The organism is Paenibacillus haidiansis (assembly GCF_036553665.1).
In the GTDB taxonomy this organism is placed as follows: Bacteria; Bacillota; Bacilli; order Paenibacillales; family Paenibacillaceae; genus Fontibacillus; species Fontibacillus haidiansis.
On the sequence record NZ_JAZHPZ010000001.1, the window covers coordinates 411,229 to 429,504 of the forward strand.

Genomic DNA, 18,276 nt, shown 5'->3' on the forward strand with positions numbered 1-18,276 from the left:
TGATACGACAAAATATTACTTTGTGCAATGTTAACGCTTCATTTACACAAGAATTCCTTGCAAAGCGACGGCGGTAATGTTCGAATGGGAGGAGTGCCATACCGCGCGGCCGTCTTTGACCAGAAGGGCCTGCGGGGATTCGTGCTTGACTCCGAGCGCGCTTTCCGCCTCGTTGGATACTTCACGATTTTCAATTACATAAATCATCCGGTATGTAATTTGTTCGTTGGGGTCGCCGTTCAAATAACCCTCAAGTTCCCGGCGGGCACCGGCGCTGATCGGACATCTCGTACTGTGCTTGAACAGCAGGAGCGGCCGGTTCGCCGAATCGTCCAAAGCCTGGCGAAGCTCCTCTTTGGAGGTTATTTTTACCAATGGGGTCAACCTGTATCCCTCCCTTTTCTGAAAACAATTTTCATTTTCTTTATTTATATTACCAAAAAGGGAAAGCCAAAAACAACTTGAATCGACAAAATTCTGTGAAATACTGCTATTTCGCCCCCAGAAACGCACGGTATTTCGCAAAATTCGACAAGGTTGACAATCTAGCCGCGATTTCATCCATCCAGCTGGGGTCGTTTATTTTCTGGGCGCAACCGTACAGGTCCAGCAGCAAATTGATCCGTTCCTCGCATGCTTGCTGCACGAGCGCTTCAAAGGCATTCGGGTCTTCCTGCCCATATTGCTCACGCAACTCAAACAATATATCGGCAAATTCATTCACTTCCGTAAAATAAATTCGCCCGCCCTCCCCTTTCCGCTTCAACTGGCCCAATACATCCAAAAGGTCCTCTTTGACGGAAGGAAAAATCTCATAATAATCGCATTCATCGCATTCAAAAATCGGAACCCGGTCAACCTGGAATTTATGCTCAAAAATAACCAGCCGAAAACCGAGGCTCATAGTATGTCCGCAACGGCACTGCTTGCGCACGGAATCACCTCATTTAATCCACAACGTTTTTGTAGGAAATATTAAATCATTACCAGTCCAAGCAGGAATAACCTGCCGCTATCGCATGAAGGAAACTACTATTTTTGATACAATTAAAATATTGAAAACGATTTTCGTCAAGGGTATAAAAGATGGGAGGAAGTTATTTTGAGACTAACTGGAAAAAGGGTTATCGCGCTGGTGGATGAAGACTTCGAGGATTTGGAACTATGGTATCCGATTTACCGGGTTCGCGAGGAAGGCGCGGAAGTGCATTTGGCCGGGCCGGAGAAAGGCAAAAAATACATCGGCAAGTATGGCGTACCGGCCGAAACGACTCATTCGTTCGCAGAAATTCATGCCGGCGATTACGACGGGATCTTGGTTCCCGGGGGTTGGGCGCCCGATAAGCTGCGCCGCTACCGTGAAGTGCTTGAGCTCGTTCGCGAGTTGAACGAAGCGAAGAAGCCGATCGGCCAGATCTGTCATGCCGGCTGGGTGCTTATCTCCGCGGGGATTCTGAAAGGCGTGACCGTCACATCGACGCCGGGGATCCGCGACGACATGGAAAATGCCGGCGCCGTCTGGAAGGATGAGCCCGTTGTCACGGACGGTCACATTATCTCGGCGCGGCGTCCGCCCGATTTGCCGGAATACGGCAAGGCGTTCGTCGATGCTTTGGCCGCGGCGTCCGCAAAATAGTCTCGCGCCGCAAAGTACAAAACCGTCAGGGCAGTTTAGCCCTGACGGTTATTCATTATTGCCGTATTAACGTTCGAGCACCGGGTCCTTGCCCAAATATTCCGTCAGCGCGGTTTCGATCTCCTCGCTGGTTGACAATTGATAGCAGCGTTTGCCCGCATCCTGACCTTCCCGAAGCGTACTGTTCAGAATCCGGTGCTTCACCCGGAGCAGCGATTGCGGCGACATGCTGAGGCTGTCCACGCCAAGGTGAAGCCAGATCGGAAGCGCCTTTTCGTCGCCGGCCATTTCGCCGCACACGCCGACCGGGATTCCCGCTTCCTTGGCGGCCGCCACCGTTTGGCGCAGCATGCGCAGCACCGCCGGATGATACGGATGGTACATATGGGCGATTTTCTCGTTCATCCGGTCGACCGCCAGCACATACTGAACCAGGTCGTTCGTGCCGATGCTGAAGAAATCGACTTCGCGGGCGAGCAGATCGGCGATCGCCGCGGCTGCCGGCACTTCGATCATGATGCCTATTTCGACATTGCTGCCGTAGGATAACCCCCGGTCCGCCAAATCCTGCTTGGCCTCTTCCATCACCCGCTTCGCCTCCCTGATCTCTTCCGGGGAAGAAATCATCGGGAGGAGTATTCTTATGTGACCGTAATTGCTTGCCCGCAAAATGGCGGTGAGCTGGGTTTTGAACAGCTCCTTGCTGTCCAGGCTGATGCGAATCCCCCGATATCCGAGCACCGGATTCTCCTCCTCCGGCAGCGCGAAATATTCCAGTTGCTTATCTCCGCCGATATCCAGCGTCCGGATGACGACGGGATGACCGCCCGCTTTCTCGGCGACCTGGCGGTACACTCCATACTGCTCCTCTTCGGTCGGAAAAGTGTCCCGGTCCATATACAGAAATTCCGTACGGAACAGGCCTACCCCTTCCGCACCGTATTTCACCGCCTGCTCGAGATCTTTGACCGAGCTGATATTCCCGGCCAGTCGCACCCGATATCCGTCCTTCGTGACTGCTTCGACGGAGGCGAGCAACTGCAGCTGCTCCTTGCGGCGGCGCTGCCGTTCGGCGATTTCGGCATAACGGTCGATCGTTTCCTGCGGGGGATCCAGGAAGACTTTGCCCTCGTCCCCGTCGACAATGAGCAAATCGCCGGTTTGCAGCGGCTCCTCGATCCGGCCTTCCAGCCCCGACACGAGTGGAATGCCGAGGGCCCTCGCCATAATCGCGGAATGCGAGGTTTTCCCGCCGGCCATCGTGACCATCCCCACCACATTGTCGGGGTTTAAATGGACAAGCTGCGACGGGGACAGCTCCTTGGCGACCAAAACATAAGGCTGCGTATCCGCGGGCAGCGTAATTTCCGGCGTTCCGAGCAGATGCTTCAACAGCCGGTTGCCGACGTCTTTAATATCAAGCGCCCGCTCTTTCATATATTCATCATCCAGCAGATCGAACATCATCACGAAATGGTCGATCGCTTCCTTGACCGCCACCTCGGCGGCCTTGTATTGACGCTCGATGATCCCCTGAATTTCGCTCATGAACACAGGGTCTTCCAAAATGGCGATATGCGCGTCAAAAATACTGGACTCCTCGACGCCAACCGTCTCTTTAATTTCATTCTTCATGAATTCGATCTCGGATTTCGATGTGCGGATCCCTTCATACAATCGTTCGAATTCCTTGGCGAGATCCACTTTCTCCATCCGCCGATCCGGCACATCCCATTCCCAGGCGGGCAGCACAAACGCTTTCCCGATGGCTACGCCTGTCGCTGCGCCGATGCCCTGAATCATGCTTTGACCCCCTATTGTCCTGCTTGTATTATAGGTTACCCTCTATCTAATTCTTTATGGTAAGCCTAGGTTTGTAAATTTGTCAAAGGAATTCCGCATGGAGGCATTTGTCCATCAAGTGCGGACGCAGGAAAAAAAAGACCCGGCTCCTTATCGAGCCGGGTCTTAAGCTGGGTATTGTCAAATTACCGTTTGCCTATCAAAATGCTGTCCTCCACCTTGATGCAGCGGTCCATAATGACGGTCAGCCCACCTTGGGAGGCGATCTCGTAGGCTTCGTCACTCGCGATGCCGAGCTGCAGCCACAGGACGCGCGCTCCGATGTCCACCGCTTCGCGGGCCACTTCGGGCGTGTACTCGCTGCGGCGGAACACATTGACGATGTCGACCGGTTCCGGAATATCCTTCAGCGAGGCGTACACCTTCTCGCCCAGAATTTCGCCGCTCGCGGTCGGGTTCACCGGGATGATGCGGTATCCGTTGTTTTGCAGCGCCTGGGCCACCATGTAGGAGGTTCGGTCGGTTTTGTCGGATAATCCTACGACCGCGATATTGCCGGCATGAAGCAGGATTTCCTTGATCTCTTCACGGCTTGGATTTTCAAATGCCATCCTAGATCACACCTTTCTATAAACTTATTTTACCCACTCGACCGAGGCGCCAAGCGCGGCCAAATGGTCGAAAAATTGCGGATACGATTTGGCGACGTGATGCGCGTCCTTGATCAGCAGCGGCTCCCGGCAGCGCAGGCCGACGACCGTGAGCGCCATGATGACCCGGTGATCGTAATGCGCGTTGATCGTCGCCCCGCCTTTCAGGCCGTTCGGGCGGCCGTGGACGATGATCTCCGCTTGCCGCTCCTCGACATCGGCCCCCGCCTTTTTCAATTCGTTCAGGTAATCGGTAATCCGGTCGCATTCCTTATAGCGCAAATTCTCCACGTTATAAAACCGGGAGGTTCCGTCCGCAAACACGGCGGCGGCCACCATGGCCAGCACCGCATCGGTCGCGGCGTCGCCGTCGAATACCACCGGACGCAGCCGGCCGTTGCCCTGCACATGCACCGTTCCGTCCTTATGCCGAAGCGGGACGTCCATCATCTGCAGCACATCGACGATCGCCCGCTCCCCCTGCTTGCTTTGCTCCATCAAACGATGGATTTTGACGTCCGATTTCGTCACGGCCGCCGCCGCCAGGATCGCCGCGGAACCGGGATAATCGCCCTGTACCGTGTAACTCTTGGCCTGATAGGCTTGCCCGCCCGGAACGCGGAAGCTCATGTAATCAGGGGCCGCATCGATGCGAATCCCCGCCTGCTCGAGCACCTCCAGCGTCTGCCCGATGACCACCTTCGATTTCAGATCGCCCAGCACTTCGATCTCGCTGTCCTCGTCAAGCAGCGGGGTCAGGAAGAGCAGCGCGCTTAAGTATTGCGAGCTGACCTCGCCCGAAACCCGGATCTTGCCGCCTTTCGGGGCACCGCCGCGGATCGTGATCGGCAGCCTTCCGTCATGATGCTCGATCTCCACGCCCATCGACTGCAGCGCTTCGATCAAATCGCTATGCGGGCGCTTGCCCAGGGAGTCGGGATACGTGTTCACGAACGTGACGTCCGGGCAAAGCGAGGCAATCGCCATCAGAAAGCGCAGCACCGCTCCGGCGTTGCCGACGTTAAGCTCCTTCACGTCGCGCGGCTTCTTCCCGAAGCCGGTGATGACGATCTTCTCGTCATCCTCTTCCAGCACCGCGCCGAGGTCCCGGATGCAGCGGCGCATGGCGTCGCTGTCCTCGCTGTGGGCGGGATAGTACACCGTGCTCGTTCCTTCCGCCAAAGCGGCAACCAAGAGATAGCGGGTCGTATAGTTCTTCGAAGACAGCGCGCCGAATTCTCCCTTTAGCTCCGCTGTCGGCCTAACGATCATATCCATATGTAAATCCCCTTTGCATAAATTGTTGATTAACCGCGGTAATGCATTAAAATCTCCGCCGACACTTTGTCCGGACTTTTGCCTGACGTGTCTACGGTCAAATGGGCAAAATCGTAAGCGTGTTTGCGCTCCGCAAGCAGTGCCTCCACTCTCGCCTGCGCTCCGCCTGCCAGCAGCGGGCGGCCGCTATCCTCGCCGACCCGGGCAACGATGGTCTCTGCGCTCGCCGAAAGCGCGACGACCCAGCCATGCTCCAGCATCTCGCGGCAGTTCCGCTCGCGCAGCACCGCCCCGCCTCCGGTCGCGAGAATCGAGCCCGGCATCCGCAACGCTTCGCACAGTACCGCCGTCTCCAGGTCGCGGAAATGGGCCTCGCCTTGCTCCGCGAACAATTGCGGGATCGGGTACCCCGCCCGCTGAACGATCATGGCGTCCAGATCGAGCAGCCGGTAGCCCGTCGCCTCGGCCAAATGCGCTCCTACGGTCGATTTGCCGGTGCCCATCATACCGATCAGCACGATAATATCTTGATTCGTATGCAATTGATTTCACCTACTTTAGTTCCTGCTCCAAAAGGGATGACTGAACTGCGAATAACTTTTTCCTATCATAACACAGGCGGGTACATTTGGCACTAGAGCATTAAATTCACGGCCGTTTCCTAACGAACCGTAATGACGCTAATCGCCCGATTCCTGATGTTTTTCCGTTCTAACAAACTCCACGAACACTAATGGTAATAAAACGCGGGTATTGAAGCCGATTTGCAGGAATAAGCTCGACTGGATTCGTTAGAATGAAAGGGGCCCCGTCTTGAACGAATTAGCGCTACTCAGGTTCGTTACATTAACAGGTTCCCGTGAGTTAGCCGCTTATACAGAAAGTCAAATTGTAAAAAAGGCGCCGCGGCAAGCGAAAAATCGCTGCCACGACGCCTTAACGTACTAACCGATAATACGGGGTCGGCTAAAAACCGCCGCTAAGCTTAGAACCACTGATGATGGAATACGCCTTCCTTGTCCACGCGTTTGAACGTGTGGGCGCCGAAGTAGTCGCGCTGCGCTTGCAGCAGGTTGGCCGGCAGACGCTCCGTGCGATAGCTGTCGTAGTAGGCCAGCGCGCTGGCGAAGCCCGGAACCGGAATACCGTTCTCGACGGCGGCCGCCACCACTTTGCGCCATGCATCCTGGTAGCTTTCCACGATATTTTTGAAGTAAGGATCGAGCAGCAGGTTTTTGAGCGCCGGATCACGGTCGTAAGCATCCTTAATGTTGTGCAGGAATTGCGAGCGGATAATGCAGCCGCCGCGGAAAATCATCGCGATATTGCCGTATTTCAAATCCCAGCCGTATTCGTCCGAAGCGCTACGCATTTGCGCGAAGCCTTGGGCATACGACACGATTTTGCTGGCGAACAGCGCTTTGCGCACATTTTCGATGAATTCGGCCTTGTCGCCGCTAAACTGCTTCTTCGCCGGACCGCTCAAAATTTTGCTTGCGGCCACGCGTTCTTCCTTCATCGCGGACAGGAAGCGGGAGAATACCGATTCCGTAATCATGGACAGCGGTACGCCGAGATCGAGCGCGCTTTGGCTTGTCCATTTGCCGGTGCCTTTTTGTCCCGCCGCGTCGAGGATTACGTCGACCATCGGTTTACCGGTTTCTTGATCGTATTGCGAGAAAATATCGGCGGTAATTTCGATCAGGTAGCTGTCGAGCTCGCCTTTATTCCACTCGGTGAAAATCTCGTGCAGTTCCTTGGCATCGGCGCCAAGAACGTCTTTCAGCAGATGATAAGCTTCGCCGATGAGCTGCATGTCGCCGTATTCGATGCCGTTGTGAACCATCTTCACATAGTGTCCCGCACCGTCCGGTCCGATATATGTACAGCAAGGATCGCCGTTCACTTTGGCGGAAATCGCCGTCAAAATCGGCTCTACCAGTTTATAGGCGCTTTCTTGTCCGCCCGGCATGATGGCAGGCCCTTTGAGCGCGCCTTCTTCGCCGCCGGATACCCCGGTGCCGATAAAGCGGAAGCCTTTGGCCTCAAGCTCTTTGCTGCGGCGCTGCGTATCCGGGAAGTAAGCGTTGCCTCCGTCGATAATGATATCGCCTTGGTCCAGATAAGGGAGCAGGCTTTCAATGGTAGCGTCGGTTGCGGAGCCGGCTTGTACCATGATCAAAATTTTGCGCGGCGTTTCCAAAGATTGAACGAATTCCTCTACCGAAAACGTGCCGACGAGGTTTTTGCCCTTGCCTTCGTTTTCGAGCAGGTCATGCGTTTTCTGCGGGGAGCGGTTGAATACCGAAACGGTAAAGCCCCTGCTTTCAATATTGAGGGCCAGGTTTTTGCCCATAACGGCCAGGCCGATAACGCCAATCTGTTGTTTTGACATGGTCTCCATCCTTTGCAAACTATATTTTTTCAATAGTATCATTTTAACACTTTTGTGCAGAGAAGTGAACCCCTGCGGGCAGGCGGCCACAAAACAATCCCCCCAACATTTAGGGGGACGCAATGAAATTATTCACATTTTACGTCATTAAGAGCTTTACCATTCGAGCCGGATTAATTTCATTCTCAGCTTCCGCAATTTTTCCTTGCACGCCTCGGCCAGCTCCTTGTCGCCCTTTTGCAGCGCTTCGTAGAGTGCCTCCAGTTCACGGTCCAGCTCCTGCTGCAGCGATTCCAGCTGCTGCTCCGCCGATTGCGAGGCGTACATCTCCGCCATCTTCTCCGTATCGAGTACGGGACCCTTCTGGTAAATGACCCGATGCTCCATTCCGTTGATTTCCACGAGCCGGATCACTTCGCCGAACAGAATGTTTTCAATCAATATCTGCCGGTCCTTGAACCTTTTGACCACCGCGTGACCCCGCAGGTCTCCGATCAGCTTCTCCAGCCATTCGGCCAGCTTGGCGTCCTTGATCACATAATCGCCCACCAGTTTGTAGCCCGTCGCGAGCCTTTGAAACCGCAGCTTGGTCAGCTTGCGGCCCGTGCGTACGGAAATGATAAAAATCGATTCATTCTCGCTCCAATATAAAGAATATCCGTCTTGGATCAAATCGCGGATCAGCTGCTGAATGTGCCGGCGGTCGAATCGGAGTTCCAGGTTGCAATATTCCACTTCATAGCTTTTATTCACGGCACTCCCTCCCTAATTTGTTCAGGCCCGAACCGGACTTTCCAAAACCACTTTCCGGATGCGGCCTAAGCTGCTCTCCCACTTGCGGCTTATCACATCTTATACTCCATAGTATGTAAAGAAACTTGGTTTATTGATAATTTTTACCCGTTTCGGGCTGGCCATGACGCAAAAGGGCGTTAATTCCCCGCTTTTTCGTTCCGATATTCGCCCTTGGGGCTTCCTTGTTTAGCCCCGCCCTCGAAATATGCTATACTTTTTCATAAACAACCAAGCAAAACAACGATCATTTGATGGAGGTATAACCATGACTTTTAGCGGTTTTTCCGAGCAGGATTTCGATAGTTTGACCGTTCCGGGGCTTGAGCCGCGGATGGAAGCCATTATCGGCCGGATCAGACCCAAGCTGGAGGCGCTCGGCGGCTTGATCTCCCCCTATCTTTCCGCGCTGTGCGGAGAAGAGATGTACCCGCATGTCGCCAAACACGCCCGCCGTACGGTTAATCCGCCGGTCGACACCTGGATTGCCTGGGCGAGCAGCAAGCGCGGATACAAGGCGCTCCCCCATTTCGAGGTCGGAATGTTTCCGAGCCATCTGTTCATCATATTCGCCGTCATTTACGAAAGCCCGAACAAGGCGGTGTTTGCCGAATATTTGGACAAGCATGCCGCTAAAGTCAAAAAGACGGTGCCCGGCGAATACTTCTGGGCCATGGATCATATGGACCCGGCCGGCGTGCCCCACTCCGATACAGGTTCCAAACAGCTTAAGGAGATGGCCGCAAAGCTGAAAAATATTAAGAAAGCGGAAATCATGTGCGGCCTGCGCATCGACCGCGACGAGCCGATTCTGCGGAACGGGGACGAGCTGACGGCAAAAATCGAAGAAACGTTCGCCGCGCTGCTTCCGCTTTACAAAGCTTCTTTCTAAGTAGATCATCGGAAAACCTCCGGGCAATTGTTAATTGCCGGAGGTTTCGTCGTTTAGTCGAGGATCGTTACACCAGTCGATGACGGCTTGCGCGAAATATACAAATGGATGAAGAACAGCAGCGCCATGGAGACGGAGCTGGCCACAAACGGAGCGGACGCGCCCCAAGCGTCCCACATTTTGCCCGAAACGATCGGCCCGATGATCATTCCGGTGCCTTGAATCGTCAGGAACAGCCCCCAAACCGTGCCCTTTTCCCCTTCCGGCAGCAGTTTGGAGATCATCGTATCCCAGGTCGGCAGAATGAGCGCATAGCTGCAGCCGATCAGCATGACGAGCAGCCAGACGAGCGGAAGCGTCCGGGTAAAGGCGAACAGGCCGACCGACACGGCCGCCAGCGCAAAGCCGGTATTCAAGAACAGCCGGGTACCGTAACGGTCGACCAGTTTACCGACCGGAATCAGTCCGAGCACGGTGATTCCGCCGCCGCATACCAGCATGAGGCTGAAGGCTTCCGGCGACAGGCCGAGCTCGGATCTCACGAACAAGGTGATGACGGGCGTCAGCAGACCGACCGCGAACGATTGCAGAAACAGGGCCGGATAGAGCAGTCTGCTGACCTTAAGATGCTGCCTCAGATGCCGCAGCGTTTCTTTGAGATTTCTGCCGATTTGGCGTACTCCTCCTTTTAGGAGTTCATTTCCGCCATGTTCCGCAATAGGCGCACCATGAGCGGCATTCGCTTCGCCCCCATGCCCGGTAGCCGCCTGTCTCGGCAGCAGCAGCGAAACGAGGATCACCAGGCCGATACAGCCCAGCAGCACCCAAAAGACGAGGTTGTAGGACACGCCTACCAGAAAGTTGATGGCGACCGGGCCGAGGCCCGTCCCGCCAAGGCTGGAGATTTGAATCACTCCCATCGCGGTGCCGAAGTTTTTGTTTTCCTCCGTCATCGCCGTGATCCCCATTAACACGCAAGGCCAGAGCGGCGCCGTACCGATGCCGAGCAGAGCGCAGCCGAGCACGATAAAACCCATCGTTTTCATAAACGTAATGATAAAGACAGCTCCGAACGTGATGCATAGCCCGACCGTCATTGTCAGGCGGAAGCCGATCCGCTCGATCAGCCATCCCGCCGGACTGCGAAACAGATTATCCCCTATGTATTGGCAAGAGAAAGACAGCCCGATGGCAAAGGCGCTTAATTTGAGCACATCGCCCATATAAACGGGCAAGATGGAGACGATTAGCGCCCCCTTTACAAACTCCACCAAAAACATGATCACCCATAGGCAGAGGAATGTCGGCGTAAGCAGCTTCCGGTTCACCAGCCTTGTGGCCATTTCCATAAATATTTCTCTCCTTTCTCTCTTCCTTTCGATTTCCGCCTTACTTTCAGTGTTGCCTGTTTTACCGGCAACTTAACCCGCTTGAGAATTCTGTGCTTAAACGAGGACGGCGGTAAGCATAGACGCGCCCTCAAACTTCGCTTGCATTCCGGGCCCATTTTGCTATACTCATCCTTGTTGAAAATTTTCCCCGAAAGGCAGGGACGGCCCATGAATCACCAGCTGACGCCGCTGTTTACCGCTCTTAAACAGCACGCCGCCGCCAATCCCGTTCAATTTCACATTCCGGGGCACAAAAAAGGGCTCGGAACGGATAAAGAATTCCGCGATTTCATTGGCGATAACGCCTTATCCATCGATTTGATCAATATCGCCCCGCTGGACGATCTCCATCAGCCTACGGGCGTGATCGAGGAAGCCCAGAAGCTGGCCGCCGATGCGTTCGGCGCGGATTATACTTTCTTTTCCGTGCAGGGAACAAGCGGGGCCATTATGACTATGGTACTCTCCATTTGTTCGCCCGGTGATAAAATTATCGTGCCGCGAAATATTCATAAATCGGTAATGTCGGCGATCATTTTTTCCGGGGCTAAACCGGTGTTCGTTTCCCCGGCGCAGGACGAAAATCTCGGCATCGATCACGGCATTACGACGTCTTCGGTCCGCCGCGCCCTGCAGCGTCATCCCGACGCCAAAGCCGTACTCGTCATTAACCCGACGTACTTCGGCGTCTGTGCGCACCTGAAAGAAATCGTCGATTTGGCGCACAGCTTCCATGTACCCGTCATCGTTGACGAAGCTCACGGCGTGCATATCCATTTCCATGAGGATCTGCCGATGTCGGCGATGCAGGCCGGTGCCGATATGGCGGCGACCAGTGTGCACAAGCTCGGCGGCTCTATGACGCAAAGCTCGGTGCTCAATCTGAATGTCAAAAACGGATTCGTCAATCCCCAGCGGGTGCAGACGATTATCAGCATGCTGACGACGACTTCGACGTCCTATTTGCTGCTCGCTTCGCTGGACACCGCCCGCAGAAATTTGGCCCTGAACGGCCGGACCATGGCTCAGCAGGCGATCGAGCTCGCAAACGAATTGCGGAGCAAGATCAATCAAATTCCGGGATTGTACAGCTTCGGGCGGGAAATTCTCGGCAGCGAGGCCACTTACGATCTCGATCCGACCAAAGTGACGATCCATATCCGCCATCTAGGGATCACCGGGTACGAGGCGGAGAACTGGCTGCGCGAGCATTACAATATCGAAGTCGAGCTTAGCGACATGTACAACATCCTCTGTATCATTACCCCGGGGGATACGAAGGAATCGGTCGGGACGCTGCTGGCGGCGCTCACCCACCTGTCTGAGGTTTATTATAAAGAGAATAACGCGAATGAGCTGATCGTCAAAATTCCGGAAATTCCGCAATTGTCCCTGATTCCGCGGGATGCGTTCTATGCGGACACGGAGGTTGTTCCGTTCAAGGAATCGGCGGGCCGCATTATCGCCGAGTTTATTTACGTTTACCCGCCGGGGATTCCGATTCTGCTCCCGGGCGAGGTCATCTCCCAGAGCAACATCGATTATATCGTCGATCATGTCGAGGTCGGCCTGCCGGTGAAAGGACCCGAAGACCGGTACATCAAAGAGGTTAAGGTGATTGTGGAGGCCGATCCTATTTTCTGAATAATAAAAATTGCGCTATTGCGCAAAAACGATCCCGAGCGGTATGCTCGGGATCATTTGCGTTTATCGGTCCCCGCAGGGTGACAGGTTGTTGGGTGGTGCGGCTCGCCGCCTGCGGGAGTATTATATATGGAGACGGTTATTAAACTTCTTCCTGTTGGGCGACGAGTTCGTTGTAAGCTTCTTCCACTTTCTTCCACTCGTCCTCGTCTTCGATATTGTAAAGCACCATTTCCTCGTTTTCTTCTTCCATGCGAAGAATGATGCCGTCCGCTTCCGGGTTGTTCCGTTCCAGCAGAAGCGCATATACTTTGTCGTCTACATCGAATGTTTCGACAAGAACCATGTCTACGTCATTGCCTTCCTCATCCGTCAGCGTCAATACAAATTCTTCGTGTTCGTGGTCATGATCATGGTCGTGCCCGCAGCCGCAAGCCTCACCGTGATCGTGATGATGGTCGCTCATTGAAATACCTCGCTTTGGTTAATTTATGGGTTGTACGTCATTTCCCCCCGTATCGTACCATTTTACGGAAGGCAGGTCAATTTGGAATGCGGCCAATGCTGATGCGGGTTATTTCAGCACATTGATAGTCTTCTCGGAAACGAGTGTAAACTCTCCGCTGGACGATTTCATGTAGAAGCCCACGACGTATTTGCCGGAAGATTTGAAATCATAAGTGTAATCTTCCGTACGGAACCAGAAATTATCCCTCTGCTCTTTAATTTCGCTGGTTTGAATGTCTTTGGATGTTCCGTCCGGCGCGGTAATGGACACCTTCACCGCCGAAATGTCGGTCCGCAAATTATCGATTTGAGCAAACACGTTGAATTTCAGTTTGCCGGTCTTCTTAATGTCGCCAAACACGGCATCGTCCGTAAACAGAAACATATGGACATTCGGTTTGTAATAATGCACGGTTTTGGTGGAATCATTATAATCGACCAAACCTTCGAGCTCGCGTACCGGAATGTACGTCTTGCCGTCAATCATATAACCGCCGTCATCCAATTCACGACCGTTCAGCAAAAGCTTTACTTTTTGAGAAGCGGAATCGGCGAATAACAATGAACCTCCCATCAGGGAGAAAGCAATGACCAATAAAGCAACTCTTCTCCATTTCATTTTGTAATAACCCTCCAATTGATTCATGTTGATGTAAATTTATACTCCGGCGGAGGAAGCAAGTTGCGGTCGTTGACAGAAAGATTGATGTTTTTTTACAATTGCAGACTTTTGTTGGAAAATAAAATCATGTACATTGAATGGAATGATAGGATTATTTCGCGTCAGAATAATGAGGAGGGAACTTATGGCACTTCGTTTGCAAATGTTGGGTACCGGCGGCGCGTTCGCCAAAAAATATTTCAACAACAACGGGCTTCTCTATGCGGATGATTTCACGCTGCTGATCGATTGCGGGATCACGGCCCCGCTCGCGCTGCATCAAACGGGCGTTTCGCTGGACAAGATCGACGCGGTGCTGGTGACGCATATTCACGGCGATCATGTCGGGGGTCTCGAAGAGTTCGCTTTCCGCATGAAATACGGTTACGGCCGTAAGCCGGTGCTCTATATCGCCGACAAGCTGGTTGCGCCGCTATGGGAAAATACGCTCAAAGGCGGGCTCAGCCAGGAAGGTATCGCCTCGCTGGAAGATGCCTTCGAGGTGCGGACCTTGACCGAGGGAACGGTGCATAGTCTCTCCCCGTCTCTAAAGGTGGAAATTATGCAAACGCCGCATATTCCGGGGAAGGCGAGCTACTCCCTTTATTTTAACGGGGAAATCTTCTACAGCGCGGACAAAACGTTTCAGCCGGATTTGCTTACTCGGCTTGTGGAGCAAAGGAACTGCCGAAAAATCCTGCACGAAGTCCAGCTCACCGGTCCCGGCGAGGTACATACGACACTGGATGAATTGCTGTCCCTGCCGGCGGCCCTCCGGGAAAAAATAATGCTTATGCATTACGGCGATGAAATGGAGGATTATATCGGCCGCACCAAGGAGATGGAGTTTCTCCGCCAGCATGAGATTTATACGCTGTAAGAGGAATAAAGCAGCAGCCCTCCGGGTCCTTAAACCATCCCGGAGGGCTGTTTTATTTCAAGCTTTGACGTGTTGTTTAATCCTCGAATCTAGGGAGCGCATCCAGGTTGTTGCTAGGATCCCCGTCGGCGTCGCCGCGGATATACATTTCGCCGTCCCGGCCTTTAAACAGGTTTACCCCGGCGATCGCGCCGGCCTGCACTTCCTGCTTGGCCTGTTCGTAATCCAATATCCGGCCGCTCGAGGTTTTGAAGGCGGTCAAGTCGCCGTCACCGTTTTTCCGGACCGCAATAAAGTGTTCCCGCGTATCCATTGCCACCTGTCATCACATCTCCTCTGCATGTTATTGCCCCAAAGGGATGTTAGTAGCATGTCCCGTACATTGGAAAATTATTTGGCGGGATTCTATGATTTTAGCGATTTTACCATCCGCACGTGAGGAATCCCCGCATCGTCAAAAGGCTCGGTTGAAATCGTCTCATAGCCGAGTTTGCCGTAGAAGCCTTCCGCTTGGCATTGGGCGTCCAGCACCGAGGAAGTCAGGCCGAGTTCTCTTGCCAGCTCTTCCAAGGCAATCAGCAGGATTTTGCCAACCCCTTGGGAACGGTAAGCGCGACGGACGGCGATCCGCTGCATTTTGGCCGCGTTGTCCTTATAATAGGTCAATCTCCCCGTTGCCGCATATTGACCATCGATCTCGACGAGAACATGATGCGCATCCGGGCCCAGACGGTCGAACTCGTCAATTTCCAAATCGAGCGGTACATTCTGTTCCTCAACGAATACTTCCTTGCGGATCTCCAGGCAACTTTGCAGTTGCTGCTCAGTTTCAACATGTATAATTACGGCAGCCATACACTTCATCCTCCTTATGTAAGTCCTGTTAGATGTGAACAAGCGAACTGCATTATTGTACATAAAAAAGGTTTACGTGTATAGACGGCGGCGTTTCCGCTCCGTGGCGTACATTTGCCCGTATCCCCGTTTAAGGGCGCGGCAAGGCTCCGGTTGAATATACATCTTCATGCACCGACGGAGAGTAGACCCTACCCGACACGGTAGGCCCGTCCCACCAAGAGGTTCTCGCCTGTCTTTCCAGCGTAGCTTGATCGGCCTTGAGCCCGCATCCGCTTAGAAGTGCAAGCGCGATTGCGCCTACTACTAATAGAACAATTCCTAGTTTTCTTCTTGTCGGCAGGTTTCGACCCATTGCCTTGCGGGAACCACATTCCGGGTTATTACTGGACATAACTTTATCATCCCTCCTTCATAGACGACATTTGCCTATGTTCCAGTCTTGCCCGCATATTTGGCAATATACCAAAAAAAAGAATTGACATCGGCCGCCCTGCCTGTTAATATAAATTTTGTCTTCACTATATTATGATCTGTTAGCTCAGCTGGGAGAGCACCATCTTGACAGGGTGGGGGTCAGTGGTTCGAGCCCACTACAGATCATCGCCGAGAAGCCTTGATATGCAAGGCTTCTTTTCTTTTTATTTACATTGTTAGTGCTTTAGTAAAAATGAATCGACGCACGATGTTAATAAGGTTGATTTCAGAATTATTAACTATGTACACGGTGTACCCATTACTCGTTAATCCTCAACAGTATATTTAAGAATATTATTCTTAACTTTTGTTGTGATACGTGTAAATCCATTAGGTTGTATACAATTTTTATATTCGTGCGAGCATATTCCAACTACAAGATCAATATGCGCTAATGACCGTATACCGACTCCAATCCGATATCCGCTTCTTTCCTTTGTTCACTCAGTCTTTCAAAAAAGTCCATTAAGTCGTCCGTATGTTTATCAAATGACCAATCCAGAGCACTCTCCGAAGAATAAACCAATGATTTGCTAATAAGTTTAGACATAAAAACTTCTCCTTTACTTACTTCAAATTTCCTCTTTAACAAGTTGTTTTCCCAAACTCTTAAAATTTATGTATGGAAATTCGTAACATAGCCTTGCTATTCGGGATAGAGGCAGAAGTGTGACCGCACATCCGGTCCGATATTTATTAGCTTCAATAAAAAAAGGGAACAGGCCCCGCGGCATCCTGCTCCCTGGTTATCTACTTCGCTGTGACCGCCTCAATCACAAACTAAAAACATTAAGCCGCTTTCCGCTTATATGCACGCACCGCAAATAGATATGCGACGATCATTATTCCTAAGCACCATGCAAGAGCGACCCAGATATCATTGCCTACCGGTTGATTTGACAATAGAGCACGGATGGTTTCTACGATAGAGGTCACGGGTTGGTTTTCAGCAAAGGCTCGAACGACGGTCGGCATAGAATCGGTAGGCACGAACGCCGAGCTGATGAACGGCAGGAAGATAAGTGGGTAGGAAAAGGCACTTGCACCTTCCACCGTTTTTGCGGACAGTCCGGCAATGGCCGCGACCCAAGTCAAAGCCAGCGTAAACAGCACGAGTATGCCGGCTACGGCAAGCCAAGACAATATCCCTGCCGACGAGCGAAATCCCATCAGGAGCGCAACGAGAATGATAACGACAAGAGAAATGATGTTGGATACCACTGAGGTCAGCACATGCCCCCACAGCACGGCAGAACGGGCAATCGGCATGGAGTGGAACCGCTCAATGATGCCCCGTTGTTTATCCAAAAACAGGCGGTAAGCCGTATAAGATATGCCGCTTGCAATCGCAATCAGCAGGATACCGGGCAACAGGTAGTTCACATAGTTATCCGTACCGGCTTGGATGGCGCCGCCAAACACATAGACGAACAGCAGCATCAACGCAATCGGAGTGAAGCAGACCGTGATGATGGTGTCCATGCTGCGGAAAATATGGCGCATGGAACGCCCAAGCATCACGCCCATATCGCTGAAAAAGTGTTTTTTTACCGTCTCCATTTATTTCTCCTCCTTTTTACCAATGATCGCGAGGAATATCTCTTCAAGCGTTGGCTGTTTTTCCACATATTCCACCTTTGCCGGCGGGAACAGCTTTTTCAGTTCCTCAAGCGTGCCAACCGCAATAATCCTACCCTCATGCAAAATGGCAATCCGATCGGCAAGTTGTTCAGCCTCATCCAAATACTGAGTGGTCAGGAATACCGTCGTTCCACCGTCCGACAGCTCCTTGACAATCTTCCAAGCCTCGATGCGTGCCTCGGGGTCAAGCCCGGTGGTCGGCTCATCGAGGAAGATAATCTGCGGTTTTCCGAGCAGGCTCATGGCGATGTCGAGCCTGCGGCGCATCCCGCCCGAATAGGTTGACGCTTTACGGTCGGCGGCGTCGGTTAGGCCGAAGCGCTTCAGCAAATCGTCAGCCACTTGACGCGGATTGGCAAGGTGCCGCAGTTTGGCGATCATGATAAGATTCTCTCGCCCCGTCAAAATCTCGTCCACAGCGGCAAATTGTCCGGTCAGGCTGATCGACTGCCGTACGCTGTCGGGCTTTGACGCGACGTCAAATCCGTTTACGGTGGCGGTGCCTCCGCTTTGTTTGAGCAGCGTGCTGAGGATTCTCACTATCGTCGTCTTGCCGGCGCCGTTGGAGCCGAGCAAGGCAAAAATACTGCCTTCTTCTACCTCAAAATCCACGCCCTTCAAGACTTCCTTGTCTTTAAAGGCTTTTTTTAGCCCTTTTACGGAAATCGCTGCATTGCTCATCCTTTTCTCCTCCTATAATCAACTATTAAGTGGTACTGGTAACCTGTATAACTTACTACCTGGTTAAAATAAAACTGAATAGCGAAGGTGGCA

Annotated in this window: 20 protein-coding genes and 1 tRNA gene; 5 read left to right on the top strand and 16 right to left on the bottom strand. The window is 52.8% G+C overall.

Annotated features, from left to right (window positions below):
* Positions 1 to 42 precede the first annotated feature (42 nt).
* Both ytxJ and V3851_RS01980 read right to left on the bottom strand, forming a co-directional pair.
* The gene (gene ytxJ / locus V3851_RS01975) at positions 43 to 384 is read right to left on the bottom strand and encodes a bacillithiol system redox-active protein YtxJ (protein ID WP_331844806.1); all 342 of its coding nucleotides are present in this window, start codon (positions 382 to 384) and stop codon (positions 43 to 45) included.
* Between the two features lie 106 nt (positions 385 to 490).
* Positions 491 to 934 (bottom strand): hypothetical protein, encoded by a 444-nt coding sequence (locus V3851_RS01980; protein WP_331844807.1) that lies wholly within the window; start codon positions 932 to 934, stop codon positions 491 to 493.
* Positions 935 to 1,099: 165 nt separating this feature from the next.
* On the opposite strand from V3851_RS01980, the gene V3851_RS01985 reads away from it, so the two are divergent.
* Positions 1,100 to 1,636, top strand: coding sequence for a type 1 glutamine amidotransferase domain-containing protein (locus tag V3851_RS01985; RefSeq protein ID WP_331845245.1), 537 nt, complete (start codon positions 1,100 to 1,102; stop codon positions 1,634 to 1,636).
* Positions 1,637 to 1,702: 66 nt separating this feature from the next.
* Here the strand turns inward: V3851_RS01985 and ptsP are convergent, their stop codons facing one another.
* From ptsP to V3851_RS02015, 6 genes are all read right to left on the bottom strand, one after another.
* A complete protein-coding gene (gene ptsP, locus V3851_RS01990) occupies positions 1,703 to 3,439 on the bottom strand; it encodes a phosphoenolpyruvate--protein phosphotransferase (RefSeq protein ID WP_331844808.1) in 1,737 nt (578 codons plus the stop codon).
* Between the two features lie 185 nt (positions 3,440 to 3,624).
* Positions 3,625 to 4,050: a CoA-binding protein gene (locus V3851_RS01995; protein ID WP_331844809.1), complete on the bottom strand. Its 426-nt coding sequence runs from the start codon at positions 4,048 to 4,050 to the stop codon at positions 3,625 to 3,627.
* 24 nt (positions 4,051 to 4,074) lie between these two features.
* The gene (gene aroA, locus V3851_RS02000) at positions 4,075 to 5,367 is read right to left on the bottom strand and encodes a 3-phosphoshikimate 1-carboxyvinyltransferase (protein ID WP_331844810.1); all 1,293 of its coding nucleotides are present in this window, start codon (positions 5,365 to 5,367) and stop codon (positions 4,075 to 4,077) included.
* Positions 5,368 to 5,396: 29 nt separating this feature from the next.
* Positions 5,397 to 5,909: a shikimate kinase gene (locus V3851_RS02005; RefSeq protein WP_331844811.1), complete on the bottom strand. Its 513-nt coding sequence runs from the start codon at positions 5,907 to 5,909 to the stop codon at positions 5,397 to 5,399.
* Positions 5,910 to 6,352: 443 nt separating this feature from the next.
* Positions 6,353 to 7,762 carry an NADP-dependent phosphogluconate dehydrogenase gene (gene gndA / locus V3851_RS02010; protein WP_331844812.1) on the bottom strand — a complete coding sequence of 470 codons (1,410 nt, stop codon included), beginning with the start codon at positions 7,760 to 7,762 and terminating at the stop codon, positions 6,353 to 6,355.
* A 156-nt stretch (positions 7,763 to 7,918) separates the two neighbouring features.
* On the bottom strand, positions 7,919 to 8,515 hold the full coding sequence (locus tag V3851_RS02015) for a hypothetical protein (RefSeq protein ID WP_331844813.1): 597 nt from the start codon (positions 8,513 to 8,515) through the stop codon (positions 7,919 to 7,921).
* A gap of 307 nt (positions 8,516 to 8,822) precedes the next feature.
* On the opposite strand from V3851_RS02015, the gene V3851_RS02020 reads away from it, so the two are divergent.
* A complete protein-coding gene (locus tag V3851_RS02020) occupies positions 8,823 to 9,446 on the top strand; it encodes a DUF1054 domain-containing protein (RefSeq protein ID WP_331844814.1) in 624 nt (207 codons plus the stop codon).
* Between the two features lie 53 nt (positions 9,447 to 9,499).
* Here the strand turns inward: V3851_RS02020 and V3851_RS02025 are convergent, their stop codons facing one another.
* Positions 9,500 to 10,795, bottom strand: coding sequence for an MFS transporter (locus tag V3851_RS02025; RefSeq protein ID WP_331844815.1), 1,296 nt, complete (start codon positions 10,793 to 10,795; stop codon positions 9,500 to 9,502).
* Positions 10,796 to 11,005: 210 nt separating this feature from the next.
* On the opposite strand from V3851_RS02025, the gene V3851_RS02030 reads away from it, so the two are divergent.
* Positions 11,006 to 12,481 (top strand): aminotransferase class I/II-fold pyridoxal phosphate-dependent enzyme, encoded by a 1,476-nt coding sequence (locus tag V3851_RS02030; protein WP_331844816.1) that lies wholly within the window; start codon positions 11,006 to 11,008, stop codon positions 12,479 to 12,481.
* A gap of 142 nt (positions 12,482 to 12,623) precedes the next feature.
* Here V3851_RS02030 and V3851_RS02035 read toward each other — a convergent pair whose 3' ends face one another.
* Together V3851_RS02035 and V3851_RS02040 are read right to left on the bottom strand one after the other, a co-directional pair.
* On the bottom strand, positions 12,624 to 12,947 hold the full coding sequence (locus tag V3851_RS02035; RefSeq protein ID WP_331844817.1) for a DUF1292 domain-containing protein: 324 nt from the start codon (positions 12,945 to 12,947) through the stop codon (positions 12,624 to 12,626).
* Between the two features lie 108 nt (positions 12,948 to 13,055).
* Positions 13,056 to 13,607 (bottom strand): copper amine oxidase, encoded by a 552-nt coding sequence (locus V3851_RS02040; RefSeq protein ID WP_331844818.1) that lies wholly within the window; start codon positions 13,605 to 13,607, stop codon positions 13,056 to 13,058.
* Positions 13,608 to 13,794: 187 nt separating this feature from the next.
* Between V3851_RS02040 and V3851_RS02045 the strand changes: the two genes are divergently transcribed.
* Positions 13,795 to 14,529, top strand: coding sequence for an MBL fold metallo-hydrolase (locus V3851_RS02045; RefSeq protein WP_331844819.1), 735 nt, complete (start codon positions 13,795 to 13,797; stop codon positions 14,527 to 14,529).
* A gap of 76 nt (positions 14,530 to 14,605) precedes the next feature.
* Here V3851_RS02045 and V3851_RS02050 read toward each other — a convergent pair whose 3' ends face one another.
* Together V3851_RS02050 and V3851_RS02055 are read right to left on the bottom strand one after the other, a co-directional pair.
* On the bottom strand, positions 14,606 to 14,842 hold the full coding sequence (locus V3851_RS02050; protein WP_331845246.1) for a DUF3892 domain-containing protein: 237 nt from the start codon (positions 14,840 to 14,842) through the stop codon (positions 14,606 to 14,608).
* Positions 14,843 to 14,934: 92 nt separating this feature from the next.
* Positions 14,935 to 15,384: a GNAT family N-acetyltransferase gene (locus tag V3851_RS02055; protein ID WP_331844820.1), complete on the bottom strand. Its 450-nt coding sequence runs from the start codon at positions 15,382 to 15,384 to the stop codon at positions 14,935 to 14,937.
* Between the two features lie 530 nt (positions 15,385 to 15,914).
* On the opposite strand from V3851_RS02055, the gene V3851_RS02060 reads away from it, so the two are divergent.
* Positions 15,915 to 15,987: transfer RNA gene (locus V3851_RS02060), tRNA-Val, on the top strand.
* 265 nt (positions 15,988 to 16,252) lie between these two features.
* Here V3851_RS02060 and V3851_RS02065 read toward each other — a convergent pair.
* The 3 genes from V3851_RS02065 to V3851_RS02075 all read right to left on the bottom strand — a co-directional run bounded on the left by V3851_RS02065 (position 16,253) and on the right by V3851_RS02075 (position 18,183).
* Positions 16,253 to 16,411, bottom strand: coding sequence for a hypothetical protein (locus tag V3851_RS02065; protein ID WP_331844821.1), 159 nt, complete (start codon positions 16,409 to 16,411; stop codon positions 16,253 to 16,255).
* 239 nt (positions 16,412 to 16,650) lie between these two features.
* Positions 16,651 to 17,421, bottom strand: coding sequence for an ABC transporter permease (locus tag V3851_RS02070; RefSeq protein WP_331844822.1), 771 nt, complete (start codon positions 17,419 to 17,421; stop codon positions 16,651 to 16,653).
* Positions 17,422 to 18,183 (bottom strand): ABC transporter ATP-binding protein, encoded by a 762-nt coding sequence (locus V3851_RS02075; RefSeq protein ID WP_331844823.1) that lies wholly within the window; start codon positions 18,181 to 18,183, stop codon positions 17,422 to 17,424.
* Between the last annotated feature and the right edge of the window lie 93 nt (positions 18,184 to 18,276).